Raw genomic sequence first — 22,620 nt, forward strand, 5'->3', positions numbered from 1 at the left:
CCGGCGCAGGAACGAGAGAACAGAACAATGAATGCAGTGAAGCAGGTCTTCGGGACGGACTTCCGTCAGTTCACGATGGTGTTCGCCCTCGTGGCGCTCCTCCTGGGCTTCCACCTCGCCTCCGGGGGCAAGATGCTCACCCCCGGGAACATGCAGAACCTCATCGCCGGCAACGCCTACGTGCTGATCCTCGCGATCGGCATGGTGATGGTGATCGTCATCGGCCACATCGACCTGTCCGTCGGCTCGGTCGCCGGATTCGTCGGCATGTGCGTCGCCCTCTCCGCGCGCGACCTCCACTTCCCGTGGTGGGCGGCGCTGCTGGCCGGCCTCGTGATCGGCGCCCTCATCGGCTGCTGGCACGGCTTCTGGCTCGCGAAGATCGGGATCCCCGGGTTCATCACCACGCTGGCCGGCATGATGCTCTTCCGCGGCGGCGTGATCTGGATCAGCGGGTCCGTGAGCGTCCCCGTGCCGCCCGAGCTGAACGTGCTGGGCGCCGGCTACCTCCCCGAATGGGGCCCGGGCTGGACCTACCTCAACAACTCCACCCTGCTGCTGGGGATCCTCGCGATCGCCCTGTACGCCTGGAGCCAGATCAGCACCTACCGCCGCCGGGTCGCCGACGGCGAGACCGGCCTGAACTTCACCGCCGTGATCATCCGCGTGGTGCTCGTCGGCGCGGTCCTCGCCTACGTCACCTTCCTGTTCGGCTCCGGCCGCCCCGGCACGTCGTTCCCGGTGCCCGGCCTGATCCTCGTGGCGCTCGTGATCATCTACCACGTCATCACCCAGCGGACCACGTTCGGCCGCCACATCTACGCCGTGGGCGGCAACAAGCAGGCCGCGGCCCTCTCCGGGGTCAGCGTCAACCGGGTGTACTTCCTGGTCATGATGAACATGTCGTTCCTCGCCGCTCTCGCCGGAATCCTGTTCGTCGCCCGGGCCACCTCCGCCGGCCCCTCGGACGGCAACATGTGGGAGCTCGACGCGATCGCCGCGGTGTTCATCGGCGGCGCCGCCGTCTCCGGAGGCATCGGCACCGTCACCGCGACCATGATCGGCGGCCTCGTGATGGCCACGCTGAACTCCGGCCTGTTCCTCATGGGAGTCGGCCAGGACAAGACCCAGGTGATCAAGGGACTCGTGCTCCTCGCCGCCGTCGCCTTCGACGTCTACAACAAGCAGCAGGGCCGCCCCTCGATCAGCGGGCGCCTCTTCGGCGACCGGACCAAGTCCGAGAGCACCACCGAGCCCGTGCAGATCTCCCCCACGACCCCCGGCGCAACCGGGCAGTAGTCCCCCTGGGCGGCCGGGCGCAGTCCCCTGGGCGACCGGGCGACAGCCACCCCGGGCGCACCGCCCTCTCCCACATCACCTCACCCCGCATCACCTCATCTGGGAGCCCGATGGCGGGCACCCATCCTCATAAGGAGATCCCATGAAGACCACGAAGACCGTCACGAGCATGACGACCGTGAAGAGAAGGACGTTCGCCCTGGGCGGCGTCGCCGCAGCCAGCTCCCTCCTCCTGGCCGCGTGCGGCGGGGGCCGCACCGCCGAGGACACGGGCGGCGGGGACTCGGGCGCCGGCGGCGGATTCGACGCCGACGCGACCGTCGGGGTGTCCCTCCCCTGGCTCGGCACGCAGAACTGGGCGGAGGCCCAGGACCTGTTCACCGCGCAGCTGAAGGAGGCAGGCTTCACCGCGCTCGTCCAGGCGGCCGACAACAAGGTCCCTCAGCAGCAGCAGCAGATCGAGGCCATGGTCCAGCAGGGGGCGAAGGCGATCGTCGTCGGCCCCATCGACGGCACCCAGCTCGGCAGCGCCCTGAAGGCCGCGAAGGACGCCGACGTGCGGATCATCGGCTACGACCGGCTGATCGAGAACACCGACGCGGTCGACGCCGTGGTGCAGTTCGGCAGCATCCGCACCGGCGAGCTGCAGGGCCAGTCGCTGCTCGACGGTCTCGCCGAGCGCAAGGGCGAGGGCCCCTACAACATCGAGCTGTTCGGCGGCGGCCCCGCGGACCCCAACGCCCCGAACTTCTTCACCGGCGCGATGTCTGTGCTCCAGCCGAAGATCGACGACGGCACCGTGGTGGTCGTCTCCGGGCAGGTGGACTTCCAGCAGGTCGCCACCCAGGACTGGGACAACGGCAAGGCACAGAGCCGCATGGACTCGCTGCTCGCCTCGAACTACTCCGACAAGCAGATCGACGGCGCACTGTCCCCCAACGACGGGATCGCCCGCGCGATCATCACGTCCTGCACGGCTGCCGGCCAGGACGTCCCCGTCGTCGACGGCCTGGATGCGGAGACCGAATCGATCACCTCGATCTGGAAGGGCGATCAGTACTCCACCGTCCACAAGCCCACGAAGGACCTCGTCGCGAAGACGATCGAGCTCATCTCCGCGTACCAGAAGGGCGAGGAGCCGCCCGCGGCCGACGAGACCGAGAACAACGGGACGATCGACGTGCCGATCTACGCCCTGGACCCGGTGGTGGTGACGAAGGAGAACGCCAAGGAGGTCTTCGCCGACGACCCCGATCGCCTGGCACTCCTGGACGGCTGAACCCTCCCGCAGGACGAAACGCAGCAGGTGGCTCCATGGTCGCTCGACCATGGAGCCACCTCTGTCGAGAGGAGCCCTTGGTGGCGACGAAACGCCCCACGATGAAGGACGTCGCCGCACGCGCCGGCGTGGGCTTCAAGACGGTCTCCCGCGTGATCAACGGGGAGCCCGGGGTCACCGAGCGGACAGCGGAAAGGGTGCATCTGGCCGCCGCCGAGCTGCACTACAGGCGCGACATGATCGCCGGGAACCTGCGACGCGCCACCGGCCGCACCGACAGCCTCGGGCTCCTCGTCGCGAGCGTCGACAACGAGTTCGACGCCGCCCTCCACCGAGCGATCGAGGACGCCGCTCAACAGCACCGCGTCAGCATCTTCACGGGAAGCACCGACGAGGATCCCGACCGCGAGCGCCAGCTCGCACTCGGCCTCCTGGCCCGTCGTGTGGACGGGCTCGTCCTCATGCCCTCCCCCGGCGATCTCTCCTACCTCCAGCACGAGATCGACCTGGGCACCCCGATCGTGGCCGTCGACCGCCCACCCCACGGGATCACAGTGGACACGGTGATGGCAGACAGCACCCAGGGCGCCCGGGACGCGATCGCGCACCTCATCGACCACGGACATCGCCGCGTCGCGGTACTCACCCATCTCGGTACGCTGCACACTGCTGCCCAGCGCATCGCCGGTGCGCGACGCCGATGGGAGGACGCCGGACTGCCCGCGAACGAACTCCAGGTCGTCGACGGACTCACGACCGAGGCGGAGATCGTGCAAGCGCTGCTCGGCCTCCTCGACGGCGACGACCCGCCGACCGCGGTGTTCACCGCCCGCAACCAGATCACCACGGGAGCGGTGAGGGCCCTCCAGCAGCGAGGGCTGCAGCGGGAGATCGCCCTGATGGGCTTCGACGACTTCGGCCACGCGGACCTGTTCGACCCCGCGATCAGCGTGGTGAAGCAGGACCCGGGGCAGCTCGGCCACCGCGCCACGGAGCGACTGCTCGCGCGCCTCGAAGACCACTCGCTGCCGGTGGAGCATCTGGTCCTCGGGACGACCCTGACCCTGCGGCAGTCGTGCGGATGTGGCGGCTGAGAACAGGGCGGAGAGGGCGCGACTATCATGCTGACAACCATGCCGGAGCAGTTGTCGAGGGAGCCCAATGTCCACGCACGACGCGTTGCGGGGGCTCCCCACGCTGCGACAGGTCGCCGAGACCGCCGGGGTCAGCATCAAGACGGCGTCCCGCGCGCTCAATGATGAGGCGCACGTCGCGCCGATCACCTACGAGCGGGTGAAGCAGGCAGCCGCCGAGCTCGGGTACCGCCCGAACCTCCTGGCGCGCGACCTGCGCTCGCACAGCACATCGAACGTCGTCGCGATGGTCATCGCGGATGTCTCCAACCCGTTCTACCTGGCGATCGCCTATGCCGCCGGCCAGGTGCTGGCTGCACAGGGCCTGCTCCTGTTCACAGGAGTCAGCGACGAGGACCCGGCCTCGGAGGCACGCGTCATCAGCGGTTTCCTCGAGCGTCGTGTCGCCGGCCTGCTCGTCGTCTCCTCGCGCACGGACCACCGTCATCTGCAGCATCACGCGGAGAGCCGCACCCCGACGGTGTTCCTGGACCGACCGGGCCACGGCCTGGAGGTCGACGAGGTCATGTTCGACAACGTCGGAGGATCCCGTGCGGCCATCGACCACCTGCTGGCCCAGGGGCACCGGCGGATCGGAGTCATCGGCGATCTCGGCTCTCTGCCCACCCATCGCGAGCGGATCGCCGGCGTGCGCCGCGCCCTGGCCGAGGCCGAGGTGCCGATCGACGAGGGTCTCATCATCACCGACGCCCACGACGCCGACGGGGCCGAGGCCGCGATGCGACAGCTGCTGACACTACCCTCCCCGCCCACCGCGGTGTTCGCCACCAACAACCGGATGGCGGTCGGCGGGATGCGCGCGGTGGCGGACGCCGCGCATCCTCCCGCGCTGATCGGTTTCGACGACGTCGAGCTCGCCGACGTGCTGGGGGTCAGCGTGGTCTCGAACTCCCCCGCCGACATGGGGACCGTCGGCGCCGAGATGCTGCTGGAGAGGATCCATGGCCGAGCAGGGCGGCGCCGCCGGGTGCGGCTGCCGACCGAGCTGGTCGTGCGCCGCTCCACGGCGACGCCGCTGGAGTGACCACGCTGCGGCGATCCGGCCCGCCTCTGCGGCGGCGCGGGTCAGGCGCGCTGCGCCGTCACCGCCATCACGGCGAGGTCGGGGTCGTCGCCGACCGTGATCGAGGTCAGTTCCCGGGTCGGGTCGGCCGGGACGTCGAGCAGCCACAGATCGGTCTCCGGTCCTACCCGGCCGACCCCGTTCTCGATCCGGTACTCCTGGTGGAGGCCCGGCCGGTTGTCGAACTTCGGTGAGCCGCCTGCCCAGTCCCCGACCGAGACCGTGGTCTCCTCGGCGCTGCCGTCGGCGTAGGTGAGGGTCAGCGGCACGTCGCTCGTATCGCCGTTGCGGGCGGTGGCGAGCAGGGTCAGCCGCTGGGTGAGCTGCCCGACCTCGACAGTGAAGGGGCCGACCGCCAGGTTCGGGTCCGTGCCCTCGGTCGAGGGGATCTGCATCACCACGTCGTCGACCAGCGCCTCGCCGGGCGCCGGCAGCTCATCGCCCGCGAAGGCCCATCCCTTTCCGTCGAAGTCCCCCGCCGAGGTGTCCTCGAGCGTGGCGACACCGTCCAGGGTGAGCGCATCCTCCAGCGGCACGATGCACTGGGAGCCCGCCGCCTCGCAGCCGGTATCCAGCACCTCCACCACCAGCTCGGACTCGACGGTGCCGAGCCGGGAGGTCACCGTCGCGGTGACGGTGTGCTCGCCCGCGGGAGCATCGGCCGGGACGGTCAGCGTCACGGGCAGCTCGGCGCGCTGCGGGGAACCGTCTCCCTGCACGCGCAGCTCCCCCTGCTCCGGGGTCACGGCGACAGCATCGTCGGAGGTGAGGGCGACGTCGGCCGTGATCTCGCCGCGCCCGGTCAGCACGGCCGACACAGTGGCGTCGATCGTCGTCTCCTCGCCCGAGATCACTGTCAGCGGCGCCTCGGTGGTGAGCGCGGCGCCGAGATCCTCCTGCTGTCGCTCTCCACGCCCGGGGACCGGGGCCGGCGGCTGCTCGCCGCGGCGGGTGGCCCAGTCCGAGGGCTCGGTGCCGAGGCCGATATCGAGGTCCGCCCCGTCGCGCAGGTCGGCGGCGGTCAGCCAGCTCTGGCGGTGCGTGCGGCCGTCGAGCTCCACCTGCTGGACATAGCGGGCGTCCTGCGAGGTGCCGGGCGCCTCGATCACCAGATCACCGTCGTAGAACGGCTCCGGCAGGTCGATCACGGCGCGGTCGAAGACCGGGGACCCGATCGTCAGGACGTCAGTGCCGGCGATCGCCGGGTAGATGCCCAGCGAGGACAGCACGTGCCAGGCGGACATGGTGCCGACGTCGTCATTGCCGGTGATGCCGGAGGGGTTGTCCGAGAACAGGGTGAGCGCCGCCCGCACCACGTCCGAGCTCTTCCAGGGCTGCCCCGTCCACAGGTAGAGGTAGGGGGCGTGCAGGTCCGGCTCGTTCTGCGGGTTGTAGCGGGAGGTCCCGTAGTAGTCGTAGGCGCTGTTGACCCAGACGTCGCGGGCGGTCCCCTCGGGGTCCGTGAGCAGCTGGTCGTAGGCGAAGAAGCTGTCCAGACGCTCGTTGGTGGCCTCCGTGCCGCCGATCTTCGCGATCAGCCCCGGCACGTCCTGCGGGACCAGCCAGTTGTACTGCCAGGAGGTGCCCTCATGGAACCCCTTGGTGAAGGCCGGGTCCGGATCGCCGACGAAGACCCCGTCGGCATCGCGGGGCTGGGGGAACCCTGTATCCGGGTTGATGATGCTCTCCCAGGAGCGGGAACGCTCGGCGTAGCGGAGCGCGTCGTCCTCGTGGCCGAGGTCCTCGGCGAGCACCGACATCGCCGCATCGGCGACCGCGTACTCCATCGTCGCCGACCCTGCATGGTCCAGGTCGCAGTCGCCCGGTCTGCACTCCGCCCCGGTCTCGGCGGGCACGTACCCGTGCTCGAGGTAGTGGTCGTTGCCGGCGCGCCCGTTGGCCGGATGGTCCGACGACGGGACGGTGTCGGCGTTCTGGACCAGCTGCGTCCAGAGTCGATCCTCCCAGCCCTCGAGGAGTCCGTACTGCTGGGCCGTGACGAGCTGCGGGGTGACGGGGTCGCCGGTCATCACGTTGGTCTCGACCGGTCCCCATCCCCAGCGCGGGAGCCGCCCGCTCTGCTCGCCCTGCAGGATCAGGGAGATCGACTGGTCCCGCGCCTCCTGCGGGGCGATCAGCGCCAGCAGCTGGATCTGGGTGCGGTAGGTGTCCCACAGCGAGGAGGTCTGGTAGTACCCGTGGCCGTCGGCGGTGTGGACCTCGTCGTCCCAGCCCAGGTAGCGGCCGTCGACGTCGTCGCCGCGGTGCGGTCCCAGCAGGCTGCGGTACAGGGAGGAGTAGAAGGTGCTCTGCTGCCCCTCGGTCCCGCCCTCGACCGCGATGGCGTCGAGCCGCTCCTGCCAGACGCTGCGGGCGGCATCACGCACCTCGTCGAAGCTGCGCCCGCCCTCTTCGGCCAGGTTCCCGGCGGCACCCTCCGCGTCGACCCAGGACAACGAGGTGGTGACCTCGACGTCCTGGTCCTGCGTGGTGTCGAAGCCGATCCAGGCTCCCTGCCGCGACTCCCCCTCGGTGGCGGCGGAGCCATCGGTGCTCGCGGCGGTGAACTCGTCGCCGTCGAAGAGGTCGACGTTCTCGATGTCGCGGTCGAAGGTGGTCAGGAAGTGCAGCGTGTACGGCTCGGTCTCCTGGCAGAAGCCGGAGCCCTCGACCGTCGTGCGGATCGTGCGGGCGTCGAGGACCTCGACCTTCGAGCTCCTCATCCCGTGCAGCGCCTGCCCGGCGTTGAGCATCAGGCCCGACTCCTCGGAGCCCTCGTAGGTCAGTCGCTGCTGCCCGGTGCGGGTGGTGGCGGTGAGCTCCGCGGTCACCGCACCATCAGGGTCATCGAGGGTCACCTGGTAGGACCCCGGGGAGGCCGATTCGGTCTCGTGCCGGAAGGGCTGCGCGTACTCGCCGTAGTCGGTGGAGTCCGGCCGTCCGGTCATCGGGGTCATGGGCAGATCGCCGCCCAGCCCGCAGCCCACGCCCGAGACGTGGGTCATCGAGAAGCCCCGGATGCGGTCGTCGGTGTACCGGTACCCGGCGTAGTGCCCGGTGTCCGGGGAGAGCTGCACCATCCCGAAGGGCAGGCTCGCTCCGGGAAAGGTGTTCCCCTCGGCCTGGGAGCCGATGAAGGGGTTCACGAGGTCGACCGAGTCGGCCGGGGAGGCCGCGTCCGTCGGCGCGGCGGAGGCGAGCGGGGCGGCCAGGCTCAGTGCGGCTGCGAACGCGATGAACGGGGCGAGGCGGCGATGCGACATCGTCTGCTCCTACTTCTCGGTGGCGGGCTGGTCGACGTCGATGTCGAAGAACTCGAGCTCGGCGAGCCCGACCTCGTCGGAAGATCCTTCGAGCACCCGCAGCCGGTAGTGGGTGTACGTGCCCGGGCCGCGCGTCCCTGTGGCCTGGAACGGCCGGGTCTGGTTCTCCCAGTCGAAGGCCTCGCCCTCGCGGCGGTCGATCTCGTACCACCGTCCGCCATCGCGCGAGCCCTCCACGACCCACGCGGTCGGATGTCCGACGGAGTCGTCGCCCGAGGTCAGCGTGTACATCGTGACCTCATTGCGCGGGGTGTCCGACTGATAGGTGAGGGCGTCCTCCGGGGTGAGGACGAGCTGGGTCGACGAGTCGTCGTCGACAACCTGCTCCGCGCCCTCGACCCCTCCCACCTGCGCCGGGTCGGCCAGGAGATCGGTGAGCGGCTCCGGGGGCTCATCGCCCGTGGTGGGCGACGGACGGGCGTCCTCGGGATCCGCTCCCCAGTCGGAGGGCTCCGGGCCCATCGTGAAGTCGAGGACGGCGCCGTCGGCGAGCGTCTCGTGGTCGATCCAGGCCTGCTCCCGGTTCTCGCCGTCGACCGCGAGGGACTGGACATAGATGTTCTCGGTGCTGTTCTCGGGGGCGTTGACGACGATGTCCTCACCGCCTGGGAGATGGACTGTCGCCTTCGTGAACAGCGGCGAGGTCACGGCGTAGGTGCCGTCCCCGAGCTGCTGCGGATAGAGCCCGAGCATGGTGAACAGCCACCAGGCCGAGGTCTCCCCGTTGTCCTCGTCGCCCGCATAGCCCTGGCCGATGTCGCTGCCCACGAAGTGGCGCGACTGCACCTCACGGGTGATCTGCTGGGTCTTCCAGGGCTGGCCGGCGTCGATATAGGCGAACGGGATGTGGTGGGAGACCTGGTTCGAGAACCCCCACTGACCCATCCTGACGTCGCGGGCCTCGGTCATCTCGTGGATGGTGCCGCCGTAGGTGCCGGGGAATCCGGCCGTCTCCGGGGTCGAGTAGAACTCGTCGAGCTTCTTCGCCAGGTCCTCTCGACCGCCGTACAGGTTCGCGAGGCCCTGCCCGTCGAACGGGGCGTGGAAGGCGAAGTTCCAGCCGTTGGTCTCGGTGTAGTCGTGCTCTCCCCAGGACCTCGGGTCATACTCGTCGGGCGCGTAGCGGAAGCTGCCGTCGTCATTGCGGCCCTGGAAGAAGCCGGCCTCCGGATCGAAGTGGTTGACGTAGTTGTTCGACCGTGCCTCGAGGTAGGCGGACTCGGTGTGGAGCCGCTCCTGGTCGGCGTCGCTCAGCCCCGGTTCCGCGGCGAGCTGCTCGGCCTGCTGGGCCAGGGCGAAGTCGTTGATGCCGCCCTCGAGCCCCCAGGAGGTTCCCTCGCCGACCTCGGTATCGGTCCAGCCGCGGAAGATGGAGGTGCCCAGCCCCTTGCGGCCGACGTCGGAGTCCGTCGCGCTGCCGGGCGGGGTGACGGTCGCATTCTTGAGGCCGGCCTCGTAGGTGCCCATCGGATCCGGGAGCTCGACTCCCTTGGTGTAGGCGTCGGCGAAGGCGGCGTCGGAGCTGGTGCCGGTCATCAGGTTCGCGTAGCCGGGCGAGGACCAGCGGGAGACCCAGCCGCCGTCGCGGTACTGCTGTACGAAGCCGTCGACCAGTTCGCTCGCGTCATCGGGCATGAGCAGGCTGTACGCGGGCCAGGCTGTCCGGTACGTGTCCCAGAAGCCGTTGTTGACATAGATCTTGCCGTCGACGATCTTCGCACCGGTCTCGGTCTCGGTGCTCTCTCCTGTCGGGTCCGAGACCGGGGAGGCGTACTGGAACTGCGGCTCCTCCAGGGTGCCGGTGTTCTCGAACCCCGAGTTCGGGTAGGCGCTGAGGCGATACAGGTTCGAGTAGAGGGTGGTGAGCTCGTCCGGCGAGGCGCCTTCGACCTCGATGATCGACAGCTTCTCGTCCCAGGCCGCCTGCGCGCGGTCGCGCACGGTGTCGAGGGTGTCGTCCGCCGCGATCTCCTGCTCCAGGTTCTGCTTCGCCTGCTCCAGGCTGATCAGCGAGGTGGCGATGCGCATCGTGGCGCTGCCGTCGGCCTCGGGTGCGAGCCGCACCCAGCCGGTGTTGCCATCCTCGGCGTCCTGCTCGACCACCTCCTGGTCGAACTCGGCGTGGACGAACAGGCGCGTGGCGCCGGCGGACAGTCCGCTGCGCACGTCGGAGTACCCGGACACGGTGCCGTCGTCGTTCAGCGTGAGACCGGAGTCGTCATCGACGTTGTCGAAGATGACGGAGGCGTCGCCCTCCGGGAAGTCGAAACGGACCAGCGCAGCGTGATCGGTCGGCGCCATCTCGGTGACCATGCCGTTGTCGAACTCGACGCTGTAGTGATGGGCGGTGGCCTTCTCCTTGTCATGGGAGAACGTCATCGCCCGAGCATCCCGGTCAGTCTCCGGGGCGCCTTCATCAGTCGAAGGCATGAACTGGAAGGTCTGCCGGTCACCCATCCAGGGGCTCGGGGCGTGGCTGGCGGCGAAGGCCTGCAGCTGCGGACGATTCTGCTCGTCGTTGTCCTGGTGATACGAGTAGGGCCAGTTCAGTGCGCTGGCATCCGTGACCGGGGTCCAGAAGTTGAAGCCGTGCGGCACCACGGTGGCGGGCAGATTGTTCCCGCGCGAGTAGGAGCCGGAGGAATGGGTCCCGCGGCGGGTGTCGACCCAGTCCGAGGGACGCTCCTCGCTCTGGACCGGGCGTTCGGCGATCTCGATGTCGTCGATCCAGCCGGCGAAGCCGACGGGCCCGACGGCGGCGTCGTAGCCGAGCAGGATGCGGTCGATGGTCTTGCCCTCCGCGACCTCGCCCAGCCGCAGCGTGCGCTGGTTCCACTGGTCAGTGAAGAGGGCCTTGGACTCTCCTTGCCCGGCGGGTGAGCTGTCGAACCGGTACTGGTCCTGCGCGTCGAGCTCGCTGAGGTAGGTGCCGTCGGTGAAGGCGAGGTCGATCGCGGCGTTCGTCGAGGCGTAGCTCAGGTCGCCCCCGAACTCCGGGAAGATGCGGTAGCTGAGCTCGGTGTCCGCGGCGATGGGGAGATCCACGTCGTGCAGCTTCTGCCAGTGGTGGCCGCCGCCTTCGGAGGTCGTGCTGCCGGAGTAGCGCAGGGAGCCCACTCCGGTGAATCCGACCTCGGTCGCCGACGCGTACGCCGCGGCGGGGCCGGTGCCGGGCGTGACCTGCATTCCGGGATCGGCCTCGGCGGAGCCGTCGGACAGGGTGAGTTCGGCGAGCTGGACGGTGTCCCCACTGGCGACGGCGGAGATGTCGAGTCGGTAGAACGGGTACGCGGTGGTGTTGTCGGTCTCGTAGGTGTTCGCGGAGCTGCGCCCGTCGAACGACTGGTCCGCCTGGGTGTCCAGGGTGGTCCAAGTGGCGCCGTCGGTCGAACCCTGCAGGGTCCAGTCCTTCGGATCCCGCTCGGGCGAGTCATTGGCGGAGGTCAGGAGGTAGTCGGCGACCACGAGCGGTTCCTCGAGTTCGATCTGCAGCCAGGCCGCGGAGTCGAAGGCCAGCCACTTCGATGCGGAGCTCCCGTCCACCGCCTTCGCCGCCGATTCCTGCGGCGAGTTCTCGGCACTCGCGGTCACGGCGCTGACGCGCGAGGTCAGGTCGCCGGGGACCGACGAGGTGGCGATGTTCTCGGACCAGGGGGTCCCGTCGGGGCGGGTCTCGGCCTGATCGGTCCAGTCGAGCTCCGGGTCGTCGGTCTCGTACGAGGTCGAGAAGCGCGGTGCGGGCTCCTCGGACGTGGTGCCCGGAGCGTCCGGTGCGTTGGGCGCGGCGGCCGCCGGCGGCAGGACCGTCAGGCCGAGGATGAGCGCTGCCGCGAGGGCTGCTCGGGAGACTCGGGCCGAGCGCGGAAGACGTCTGCTGCTGGTCCTGGACATGTGGTGGTTCCCCTCATGAGGTGCCCGGCCGCCGTGCTCCGCGGGTGAGGCTCTCCCTGCGGGCTCCGGTGCCGACACGCCTTTGACAACGATGTCATCTGCGATGGTAGCGACCTACGTCACCCCCGGGAACCCCTCTTGCCAAAGATGTCCGATTCGTCGAGATTCGGTCACTGCCCGGAATTCCTCGCCACATAGCCGGAGCCCGCCCCTGATCAGGGACGGGCTCCGGGCTGCACGACGATCGCCGGGTGCGGGTCAGCCGCCGATCTCGGCGCTGCCCGCGGCGGCGGCCTCCCGCTCGCCCTCGGCGGCGCGGGCCCCGGCCTTCTCCAGGACGCCGGCGCGGCGGTCGTCGACCTGCTGCGGCGCGAGCCGGGCGCCGCCGGAGGTGTCCGCCGGCGCGGCGAGCTCGGCGCACTGGCCCTCGGATGCTCCGCGCACGCGGTTGTCGGTGCCGGTCGGGGCCGGGTCGTTCCCGTCGCAGCGCAGGTCGCCGCGGACGATCGTGCTGCTGATGAGCACGCCGTCCGTGTTGTCCGTCAGCGCGACGTCGCCGCCGACGTAGCTGACGCCGCAGGGTCCGACCGGTGCGCCGGCGCTGATCTGCACCACTCCCCCGCTGCCCGCGTAGCTGAGGTCGCCGTCGACCTCGCTGGTGCACAGCAGCCCGCCCTCGGCGGCGCCGGTCACGCTCAGATCGCCGGTGATCCAGCTGTCGTAGACGTCCGTGAGGTGCTCGTCGGTCGTGGTGACGTCGCCTCGGATCACGGACCCGTCGAGGTAGGTCTCCCCGCTCGCGGCGACGACCCTGGCACCGTGCTCCGAGCCCAGGCTGTAGAGGAATCCTGACTCCTGGGCGTCGGTGCGGCCGGCGACGGCGCCGTCCTCGACGTAGGCGCCGTAGGCCGAACGCAGGACCAGCTTGCCCGCGATGGTCGACCCCTTCGCGTCGAGATAGGCATCCTCCTGCACACGGAGGTTGCCGTCGAACGTGGAACCCTGGGCGATCAGATCCGCCCCCGCTCGAACGGTGACGTCCCCGGTCACGGTCACGCCGGACAGGTCGCAGGACTGGTCGGCGCGGACGACCAGGTCCCCGGGGACGGTCACGTCGGCGGCGGTGCCCAGGCAGTACGTGGTCAGTGCCCCGTGGGCGGGCAGGGCGATGCCCATCGAGAGCAGTCCTACGGCGGCAGTGGTGGAGAGTGCGGTGCGCCAGCGCATGGCGGTCCTTTCGTCGTCACATCATCGTGAGGGACGGGCTGGAGCGTCGATCACCCCAGCCGTCGGAGGGATTGCGGGACGTCCGACGGTCGCGCCGAGACGTCGCAGCCCTGGGTCGATCTGCTGCGTGCACTCGGCGCGGTCATCCTCGGACGCCACCGAGTCAACACCCTTTCTCACCTGTTGACAAGGTTGTCATGCGGCTGGAACCCTGCTCTCGGGTGGGGAGGTGTCACCCGGAGGCTCGCGATGACGCGGGCCCGCAGTGGCTCGGGCACAGCGGCCCGGCACGAACTGAGCGGATGATTCGCGATGAGAACCTTGACCAGATCACGAACGGCCCGCGGCGCCGCGGCACTGCTGACGGCACTGGCGCTGAGCGTCGGCGGGACAGTCGGCGCCGCGACGGCGGCCCCTCCCCCGAGCGGGACCGACGCGGCGGTGCACGATCCTCTCGACCACGTCGACCCGATGGTGGGCACCGGTGCGGCGACGGGGGCCGTGGTCGGGGAGATCAACAACTTCCCCGGCCCGTCGATGCCCTTCGGGATGGTGCAGGTCTCGCCCGACACCCCGAGCTCCTATGCGGGCTATCGCCACTCCGACTCCGAGATCAGCGGCTTCAGCCTGACCCACGCGGCGGCGGGCTGCAACGTGTTCGGCGACCTTCCGCTGCTCCCGGTCACCGGGGACATCGGCGAGGCGCCATGGGACCGCACCGAGCAGTTCTCGCACGACGCCGAGTCCGCCGAGGTCGGGAAGTACGCCGTCACGCTGGAGAACTCGGACATCGACGTCGAGCTGTTCGCCGCCACCCGCTCCGCCGGCATGACGTTCGACTTCCCGGAGGCCGAGCCGGCCCAGGTGATCCTCGACGCTGGCGGCTCGAAGGCCAGCGTGTACGACGTCGACCTGCAGGTCGACGGGAGCACCGTGACCGGCGCCGTGACCACCGGTGGGTTCTGTGGGAAGGACAACCAGCACACCACCCACTTCGTCATGGAGTTCGACACCGCCGTCGAGGACTTCGGCACCTGGCAGGACGGCGAGCTCCGTCCGGGCGAGGCGACCGCCACCGGGCAGGCGGCCGGCGCCTGGCTCACCTTCCCGGCCGGCTCCGAGGTCACCGTCAAGTCGTCCATCTCCTACGTGGACGCAGCCGGGGCAGCGGCGAACCTCGCCGAGGAGATCCCCGAGTGGGACGTGGACTCCCTCCAACAGGCCAACCGTGACGCCTGGGCCGAGATGCTCGGCAGGATCGAGGTCTCCGGAGGGGCCGACACCGACACCACGATGTTCTATACCTCGCTGTACCACTCGCTGATGCACCCGAACACCTTCAACGACGTCGACGGGCGTTACACCGGCTTCGACGGCGAGATCCACGAGGTCGACCCGGGCCACACCCAGTACGCCAACTTCTCCGACTGGGACACCTACCGCTCACTCGCTGCCCTCCACGCGATCATCGCTCCGGAACGTGCCTCCGACATGGCGCAGTCCCTGGTCAACGACGCGGAGCAGTTCGGGTGGCTCCCCCGATGGCCGGTGGCGAATCAGCCGACAGGGCAGATGACGGGCGACTCCTCCGTGCCGCTGATCGCGTCCCTGCACGCCTTCGGGGCCCGTGATTTCGACGTGGACTCCGCCCTGGACCACATGATCAAGGGCGCCACGCAGACCCCCGCGGACACCGACGGGTACGTGCAGCGCCCCGGGCTCGAGAGCTACCTCGAGCTCGGGTACGGCCCCCAGACCGAGGACTTCCGCGGCGACCACCGGATCGTCGGCGCCTCGGTGACCCTGGAGTGGTCGATCGCCGACTTCGCGATCGGGCAGCTGGCCACGGCCACCGGCCGGGACGAGGTCGCGGCCGAGTTCCAGGAACGCGGGCAGTACTGGCAGAACATCTTCGACCCGGCCACCGATCTGATGTCCGCCCGCTCCGAATCCGGGGAGTTCATAGAGCCGAGCACCGGATCGGGCTTCGGGCAGGAGGGCTTCGACGAGGGCAACGACCATCAGTACACCTGGCTGGTCCCCCAGAACGTCGCCGGCCTGGTCGAGGCGCTCGGTGGGAGGGAGGCGGCGAGCGCGCGGCTCGACGAGTTCACCACCGAGCACAACGCCGGTGACGGTTCACCGAAGCTGTGGATCGGCAATGAGCCGAACTTCGGTGTGCCCTGGCTGTACAACTACGTCGGGCGGCCGACGCGCACCTCGGAGCTCGTCGACGACATCATCGATGAGCTGTTCCAGCCCACGCCAAACGGCAAGCCCGGCAATGACGACCTCGGTGCGCAGGCCGGGTGGTACGTGTGGGCCGCGATGGGGCTGTACCCATCCACGCCCGGCACCGACGTGCTGACCCTCAACGCCCCGCGCTTCGAACGGGTCGCGATCGACCTGGGCGAGGATCGCCAGCTGGAGATCCTCGCCCCGGGCGCCGCCGAGGGCGGCAGATACATCGCCGGCATGGAGGTCGACGGGGAGCCGTGGGAGCGGACCTCCCTGCCCGAGGACCTGATCGCCGAGGGCGGCGTCATCGACCTGTCGATGTCCGATTTCCCGGATCAGGGCTGGGGCACCGGCGAGGAGGCGGCTCCGCCGTCGTTCCGTGAGGGCGAATCCGAGCTCGTCGCGACGGCGACTCCATCCTTCCGCACCGTCGCTCCGGGAGAGTCCGCGACCGTCACGACCACCGTGCAGGCATTCGGCGGGAATCACCGTCCGGTGGCCGTCGACGTGGACGCTCCTGAAGGCATCTCCGCCACGGCACGGCCCTTGCGCCCTGACAGCTCCGGGCAGGTGGTCGCCGATATCGACCTCACCGTCTCCGACGAGGTCGCCGTCGGGGATCATGACGTTGAGCTCACGGTGGGTCGCAAGGGGTCCGACGAGGTCAGGACGCTGCCGATCCGGCTTCGCGTCGCCCCGCCCGGGTCGCTCACAGCGGCATTCAACACCGTCGGCAGCGCTCCGGACGACGGCTCCTCACAGGGAGATCTCGACGGGTCGGGCAACAGCCTGTCGCAGGAGGCGCTGGCCGACGCGGGTCTCGTGCCGGGCTCCGGACATGAGGTGCACGGCCTGGCCTTCTCGTGGCCCGACGTGGCCCCGGGCAGTCCGAACGCCCTGACCGCCGACGGGCAGCGGGTCGAGCTGCCCGGCGCGGCAGAGTCGATCTCCTTCGTGGGTGTGGGTACCCACGGCAACGTCGACGACACGGTCTCCGTCGAGCTCACCGACGGCACCACGCAGGAGGTGCCGATCACCCTCGGGGACTGGGTGCTGCCGACTGAGGACGGCTCCCCGATCGACGGCAACACGGTGGTCGCGACGATGGATTACAACTCCGGCGGGGCGAGCACCACCTATCTCTTCGCAACCGACGCCTGGTCCCCGCCCGAGGGGACGCAGATCGCCGCCGTGACCTTCCCGAGCAACGAGAACCTGCACGTCTTCGCGATCGCCGACGACGGGGCGCAGGTCGCGGAGATGGCGTAGCGGACGCGAGGTGAGGAGGCTGACGGGCCGTCCCTCGACGGTGAACGAGCAGGCGGTGGTCGCTGCGGCGTCACCGGCGCCGTCCGGATGCTCCCGTGACGGGATTCGAGCGGGCGCTCCCGGGCGGCAGGCGGAGCAGCACGTTCAGCTCCGGCTGCTCCGCACCCCCGGGAACTGCTTGTCCACCGCGGCCCTCACGTCCTCTGCGGTGAGCAGACCGAGGTCGATGGAGCCGAGGTCGCTCTCGTGGGCCAGGCGCTCGGTCTGCGCATCGACCATCGCGCTGAGGAGCGCTCGGAGGCTGCGGGCATTGGCCCATCCCGTCGGCGGAGCGTCGGCGAGCCGGGCGAGAGCCGCGAACAGCAGCTGCTGACCGTCGGGGGCCAGCGCATAGTCAGCCTTCGTCGCCATCCGCGTGAAGATCGTCGCCAGCGCCGTGGCGTCGAAGTTCGGGAACTCCATCGTCTGCGCGAATCGGGAGAGCAGGCCGGTGTTGCTCTCCAGGAATCGCCGCATCTCCTGCGGATAGCCCGCGACGATGACGCAGAACGCATCCCGCTCGTCCTCCATCCGTTTGAGGAGCACGTCGACGGCCTCGGAGCCGAAGTCGTTGCTCGCCGGGCCGTCCGGGGTGAGGCTGTAGGCCTCGTCGACGAAGAGCACTCCACCCTTCGCCCTGTCGATCACCTCGGTCGTCTTCTGGGCGGTCTCCCCCACGTGCTGACCCACGAGCCCGGAACGATCTGTCTCGATGACGTGACCGGAGGGCAGCAGCCCTGTCGCCGCGAGCACGCGGCCCCAGATCCGTGCGACGGTCGTCTTGCCGGTTCCGGGCGGGCCGACGAACACCGCATGCATCCCCATCTCGGAGACTGCCATGCCACGCCTCTCACGCTCTGTGTTGAGCCGGACACGGTTGGCGAGCACACGCACCTGCCCTGCCACGGATTCGAGCCCCGGGAGGGAGTCCAGTTCCGCCAGGACCTCGTCCAGGTTCTCAGCGCGTGGCTCGGCAGTGTTGACGCTCTGCTGCTCGGGCCCCGCAGGGGCGGCCGCACCGTCCACCGTCGCCCTTGCTGGCTCTGGCCAGGGGTTCGAATCCTTCCTCGCCTGGCAGTACCAGACCTCGGTGACGGACCCTTCGCTCGCCCAGGTGTGGTCCTTCACCGTGCCGCGCAGCACGATGCGGTCACCGGCTGCGAGCCCGCGGTCGTTGTTGGCGAGCCACTGCAGGGCGTGGCCCTGGGGCGTGACGAGGCGATGGAGCCATCGGAGATCCTTCTCGGCGTACACATCCCGGACGAGCTCGACGTTCTGCACTTCGGCGCGCGTCTCGAGGCTCTCTCCGACGGTCCCGATCCAGTGACCCTGGGGCACCGCGGGAGCGGCAGAAGCCACGGGAGCGCTCCCGAAGAGCTCCGGGTTCGCCGCCAGCGCCTCCCGCGCGGCGGCACTGTTCGCCATCGCCCTCCGGATCAGCCCCACGACCACCCCACCGATACCCCCGAGCACGCCGCCCGGGATCGCTCCGTAGAAGCCCGCTACGGCGAAGCCGAACAGCGCCGCCCCCAGCGCCTGCCCACCGTCGTTCTTCGTGAACGTCAGCAGGGCACCGAACGACCCGAACAGGATGCCACCGGCCGCCGCGCCGATCAGCAGACCGAGCAGGAGGCCTTTGACCACGTATTTCATTCGACCTCTTTCTCTGCCCGATGGCCCGCGCTACGACGTGGTGGGTCGCGCCGCTTGGCGAGCTCGGGGACCTCAGGGTGGGCCACGCGCTCTCGCAGAAGAACGCCGGGGCCCGGGAACTCAGCGAGCGATCTCCTTGGGTGGGACAGCCGCAGCGAGCGCCCCGCCCACGCTCTCACCCCACATGGCCGGGAAAGCAGTGGGAAAGATTCGCAGGTCGTCGGCGCCGCCGATGCGGGCGCTGGTCGCGACGATCGCCCCGCGGCCGGAGGCCACCCCGTCCACGAGGATCTCCGGCGCATGCTCGCCGCGCTTGTCCTGCGCGAGGGCCAGGTGGAGACGATCCGAGAGGTAGGAGACGTCTGCCGGTCCGAAGTGGGAGGCGAGGTTCCCGGCGTAGCCCTGCACCGTCACGCCCGAGTGCGTGTCCATTCCGAAGCGCTGCGCGGTCTGGGCCACGAGCGCATGGATCCACTCGTGCACCGCGCCGTTGGACAGGGCGGTCACGCGGAGAGTGTCCGGTGATCCGCTCTGGTCGACGGTCTCGAACAGGGCGAACAGGGCGTCCCCCATGAGGTCGTGCCGGGTTGTCGAGTCCAGGGAGAGGTGCACGTCGGACATCCCCCGGATCGCGCCGGAGTGGACGGAGTTGTTCACGGCAGTACGGTCCCCCGCGGCATAGCCGAAGCCGAACGACTGGCCGAACATGCTGAACTGATGCATCAGCGTGCCCCGAGCCTCCCCGGCGGTCTTCTCGTCGAAGTGGCGCTCCACCTCGAGCACGCGCCGCGGGTCGAGCCGGATCACCGCGCCGGAGGTGTAGGCGTTCGCGCGCGGCTGGGCGAGGAGCTGATCGGCATGTGCGGCCAGGGCAGTGGCAGTCGCCCAGTCCTCACGGTTGATCTTCCGCGCCTTGAGCTCCCCCAGGACGGCGACGATCAGAAGGACGAGCCCCACGATCCACAGGAGGGACGTGAAGAACAGGAGCGTCCCCATGCCGGCGAGCGCACCGCCTGCCGTCTGGGCGAAGATCAGCGGCAGGGCACAGAGCACGGCGGTGATCACCAGAAGGATGATGCCGACTGCCATGGAGGTGCGATGAAGCTGTCTGCGGGCCCGGCCGCACATGGAGGGTGCTCTGCTCATGTGATCCAGACTACTGGTCAGTTGTCATCGATCGGACGTCAGAGCCGCCCGTTCCGATACAGCCCCAACAGCAACTCCTGCATCTGCGGCGTGTACTCCAAAGAGGTGTACGTGCTGCGCTCGACCTCCAGCACGCCCAGCACTTCGGCGAGCCGCGTCGGCTCCCACTCCCCCGGTTTGCCGACGAGCACGCCAGCGTCTGCGAGGCGCAGGTTGAGGGCGGGGGTATTCAGGTCGGCGTCGTCCTCGTGGAGCTCCCCCGCCTCGCGCCACCTGCCGAGCACTGTGGAGAGTGTTCCTTGCTGCGCTCGGTCGGCAGCCGGGGACTCGGCCTGTGCGGCTGGACGGGTCACCTCGGGAGCTGACATGAAGGCAGGATCGGGGAGGGATTCGGCACGATCGAGGTTCGGGCTGCGTTGCTCGACTGCCGGGCGCCGGAGCCCGGTCCTGCATGCAAGATCCTGATGCTTATCTCGGACGAACTGAGGTGATGCTGATGGCCGCATGTGGAGAGAACGAGGTGATCAGTCGAGGAAGTACGACAGCGCCTTCTCGTTCGTGTCCAGGACAGAATCCGGTTCCACTCCCAGCTGCAGGGCGAGTTCCACAGAGCCCGCGAGAGCGATCTCTGGGTCCGGCGAGAAGGCCAGATCCAGTGCATCGAGGTACCGCGGCATGCTCGTCTCGAGAAGATCCAGCAGTTCGCGGTGCTCGGCGGCCAGATGTTCGTCGAGCTCGTGCTGCTCCGCGAGATGACGCATGAGCATCTCGGCTTCCCATGCGTTAAGCGCCCCGGTGACCGATGAGAAGACGAGGGTTCCGACGGTGTTCCCGATGACCGCGCCCAGCACAGGGACGGGGATGAGTGCCTGCCCTGCGAACGAGGACAGCGCGCTGACCGCAGCTTCCAGGGAGACGAGCTCAGCGTTCTCGATGAACTCCTGCTCATCGATCTCGCCGGAGCGCAGCTTGTTCGCCTGTGCCGCGATCCCGAATCCTGCAGTGACGATGGAGCTTGCAACGGCTGCGGGGGTCGCGGTGAAGTTCGTGAGCGCGTAGATGCTGGCGCCTCGCACTCCGCCCGTGAAGGCGCCGAAGCCCGTCGCGCCAGCGACATCGTTCCAGTCCTCTGCGGTGAACTCACGGAGCGACTTCCCCTCGCGTCGCTTCGAGGACACCGCGAGGATGAAGGCCGTGCCACTCTCGATCGTTGCCGCGACCATCGTCGCCTCTGCGCCTTCCTGCAGGGACGGTCGGTGTTCGACGTACGCGTCATGTCGCAAGGACTCGTCGGTGGAGCGGAGCGACTCCTTCTCCGCAGCCAGCGTTGAACCGTAGGCTCCCCGCTGCACTTCGTGGTACTCCAAGTGGGAGGGTTCCATAGCGTCGATGCTGACTGACCCCTCGCCGAAGAAAGTCTGCACGCGCTGCCAGTCCCTGAAGGATGGCCCATCACCCGAGCGCGTCAGCTTCCCCGCGTCCTCGGCCGACATCTCGTACAGGTTTCGAATCCTCTCGAAGTGGTCTGCGGGGATCTGGTACTTCCCGCCATCCTTGAGAAAGTCCGGGTACTTCTGCAGGTGCTCCGCGACGGCACCCAGCCCGAGACGGCCGCCGGCGGCGACGAACTTCTGCTGGATGTCCACCCCGGTGCGCTGCAGGTCCACTGGCCCGTTGTCGTTGACCCACTGGTAGATCGACTCACCGCCGAGAATGCGCGCTCGTGCATTGCCCACGCCCACTTCCGCGACCTCGGCGATGAAACCGTGCATGCCCTTCACCCCACCGCGGTTAGTGGCGATGACGTCCAGATCGATCGTGCCCAGCGCCGCATCTATATTTGCCAGCGCATCGGCGAGGTGCACGTCCTGCTGGCGGAACGCACGGAGCAGACCATCCAGCCTGACCTGATTCACATGGGTGATCCACGCGGCGACCGCCTGCTCCTGGGTGCTACGCACCGCCTTATCAGGACTCGTCGCCATCATCGCCCTGTTCGATGCGAGTGCTGAGGAGAGCTGCGCACGCCAGCGTGTTGTTCACCAGCGCGACAATCCTCGACCTCTCGGAGTCCGTGAATCCAAGGAAGTCCTTGCCGAAGAGGACCATCCCTTCTCCGAAGCTTTCGGTCAGATGCTCGCGGAGCGATGCTGTTCGCTCCACCAGAACACCGATCTCGGCATCTGTTGCTGCAACCTGAGCGATGTTCCGCTTCACCGCGAGCAGCGCCTCATGTTTCGTCTCTCGGCTCTCGAACGTCTTCCGCGCATAGAGCGCCACCGAGGCCAGAAGCGACGCCCCGGCCACCGTCCAGCCGATCGGGCCGGCCATTGCGAGCAGGGCGGTGCCCGCGGCGGTACCGCCGCCGCCGGCGGCAAGGGTGCCACCGCCGATCCATGCGAGCGCGGCGTTCGATGCCGCAGCACCGGAGAGGGTCGAGATCGCGGTGCCGGTCGACGCTGTCCCGAAGGTGGTCGCGGCCCACAGCGCCGCGGTCGGGGCCATGCTCGCTACGGCGGCGCCTGCCGTAAACCCGGCCCCCGCCCCTACCGCGGACGCCCGCGCAGCCTCCAGGTCCTTGCGGGCGAACTCCTCAGCAGCCTGGAACTGCGCACGGTGGTGGTCGATCTGCGCGAAGTCGGTGGCGAATGACTTCGGGGTGTTCGCGACGCTGTTCACGAGCAGCTCGATGTGGCCAATGAGGTCCGTCGACCGTTCACGCAGGCGCAGGAGGGTGATCCCCTTGTCGCTCATCTCGGTGTAGATGGCGTTGTACTCAGCGACGGCTTCCTCGTAAGGATCGGACTTCTTGGCGGTGAGTGACCCAGCCTTGTCCTTGGTGGCGTCCTTGAGGGTTCCCGCCGTCTCGAGGATCTGCGATGACGCACCGCGCGCGGCCTTCCCGATGCCCTTAATTGCCTTGCCGGCGCCTTCTGAAGCCTTGCCCGCCATCGACGGTTCACTCCTCACTGAAGCCCTCTTCTCACGCGCGAAATCTGCTGTTCAGAGGATATCCGCGGCGGGAGACATCCGGGCTAC

Annotated in this window: 13 protein-coding genes; 5 read left to right on the forward strand and 8 right to left on the reverse strand. The window is 69.1% G+C overall.

Annotated elements, in window-relative coordinates; genetic code table 11:
• Positions 1-27 precede the first annotated feature (27 nt).
• The 4 genes from ACT3T5_RS02695 to ACT3T5_RS02710 all read left to right on the forward strand — a co-directional run bounded on the left by ACT3T5_RS02695 (position 28) and on the right by ACT3T5_RS02710 (position 4,756).
• Positions 28-1,299 (forward strand): sugar ABC transporter permease, encoded by a 1,272-nt coding sequence (locus ACT3T5_RS02695; protein WP_444593553.1) that lies wholly within the window; start codon positions 28-30, stop codon positions 1,297-1,299.
• Positions 1,300-1,441: 142 nt separating this feature from the next.
• Positions 1,442-2,578, forward strand: a complete 1,137-nt coding sequence (locus ACT3T5_RS02700) for a substrate-binding domain-containing protein (protein WP_444593554.1) — start codon at positions 1,442-1,444, stop codon at positions 2,576-2,578.
• Positions 2,579-2,658: 80 nt separating this feature from the next.
• Entirely contained in the window at positions 2,659-3,672 is a 1,014-nt protein-coding gene (locus ACT3T5_RS02705) for a LacI family DNA-binding transcriptional regulator (RefSeq protein WP_444593555.1), read from the forward strand.
• A gap of 67 nt (positions 3,673-3,739) precedes the next feature.
• A complete protein-coding gene (locus ACT3T5_RS02710; RefSeq protein WP_444578597.1) occupies positions 3,740-4,756 on the forward strand; it encodes a LacI family DNA-binding transcriptional regulator in 1,017 nt (338 codons plus the stop codon).
• A 41-nt stretch (positions 4,757-4,797) separates the two neighbouring features.
• Here ACT3T5_RS02710 and ACT3T5_RS02715 read toward each other — a convergent pair whose 3' ends face one another.
• The 3 genes from ACT3T5_RS02715 to ACT3T5_RS02725 all read right to left on the reverse strand — a co-directional run bounded on the left by ACT3T5_RS02715 (position 4,798) and on the right by ACT3T5_RS02725 (position 13,236).
• Positions 4,798-8,058 (reverse strand): GH92 family glycosyl hydrolase, encoded by a 3,261-nt coding sequence (locus ACT3T5_RS02715; protein ID WP_444593556.1) that lies wholly within the window; start codon positions 8,056-8,058, stop codon positions 4,798-4,800.
• 9 nt (positions 8,059-8,067) lie between these two features.
• Positions 8,068-12,009, reverse strand: a complete 3,942-nt coding sequence (locus ACT3T5_RS02720) for a GH92 family glycosyl hydrolase (protein ID WP_444593557.1) — start codon at positions 12,007-12,009, stop codon at positions 8,068-8,070.
• A 258-nt stretch (positions 12,010-12,267) separates the two neighbouring features.
• Positions 12,268-13,236, reverse strand: coding sequence for a hypothetical protein (locus ACT3T5_RS02725; RefSeq protein ID WP_441448888.1), 969 nt, complete (start codon positions 13,234-13,236; stop codon positions 12,268-12,270).
• Positions 13,237-13,557: 321 nt separating this feature from the next.
• On the opposite strand from ACT3T5_RS02725, the gene ACT3T5_RS02730 reads away from it, so the two are divergent.
• The gene (locus tag ACT3T5_RS02730; protein ID WP_444593558.1) at positions 13,558-16,743 is read left to right on the forward strand and encodes a GH92 family glycosyl hydrolase; all 3,186 of its coding nucleotides are present in this window, start codon (positions 13,558-13,560) and stop codon (positions 16,741-16,743) included.
• A 144-nt stretch (positions 16,744-16,887) separates the two neighbouring features.
• Here ACT3T5_RS02730 and ACT3T5_RS02735 read toward each other — a convergent pair whose 3' ends face one another.
• The 5 genes from ACT3T5_RS02735 to ACT3T5_RS02755 form a co-directional block, all read right to left on the reverse strand.
• Positions 16,888-18,435 carry an AAA family ATPase gene (locus ACT3T5_RS02735; protein WP_444593559.1) on the reverse strand — a complete coding sequence of 516 codons (1,548 nt, stop codon included), beginning with the start codon at positions 18,433-18,435 and terminating at the stop codon, positions 16,888-16,890.
• Between the two features lie 120 nt (positions 18,436-18,555).
• Entirely contained in the window at positions 18,556-19,581 is a 1,026-nt protein-coding gene (locus ACT3T5_RS02740) for a hypothetical protein (protein WP_444593560.1), read from the reverse strand.
• Positions 19,582-19,619: 38 nt separating this feature from the next.
• Entirely contained in the window at positions 19,620-19,949 is a 330-nt protein-coding gene (locus ACT3T5_RS02745) for a hypothetical protein (protein WP_444593561.1), read from the reverse strand.
• A 156-nt stretch (positions 19,950-20,105) separates the two neighbouring features.
• Positions 20,106-21,542, reverse strand: a complete 1,437-nt coding sequence (locus tag ACT3T5_RS02750) for a hypothetical protein (protein ID WP_444593562.1) — start codon at positions 21,540-21,542, stop codon at positions 20,106-20,108.
• Between the two features lie 7 nt (positions 21,543-21,549).
• On the reverse strand, positions 21,550-22,533 hold the full coding sequence (locus ACT3T5_RS02755) for a hypothetical protein (protein ID WP_444593563.1): 984 nt from the start codon (positions 22,531-22,533) through the stop codon (positions 21,550-21,552).
• Positions 22,534-22,620: the final 87 nt, after the last annotated feature.

The sequence above is a fragment of the Brachybacterium sp. AOP3-A1-3 genome (genome assembly GCF_052378285.1).
Lineage (GTDB): Bacteria > Actinomycetota > Actinomycetes > Actinomycetales > Dermabacteraceae > Brachybacterium.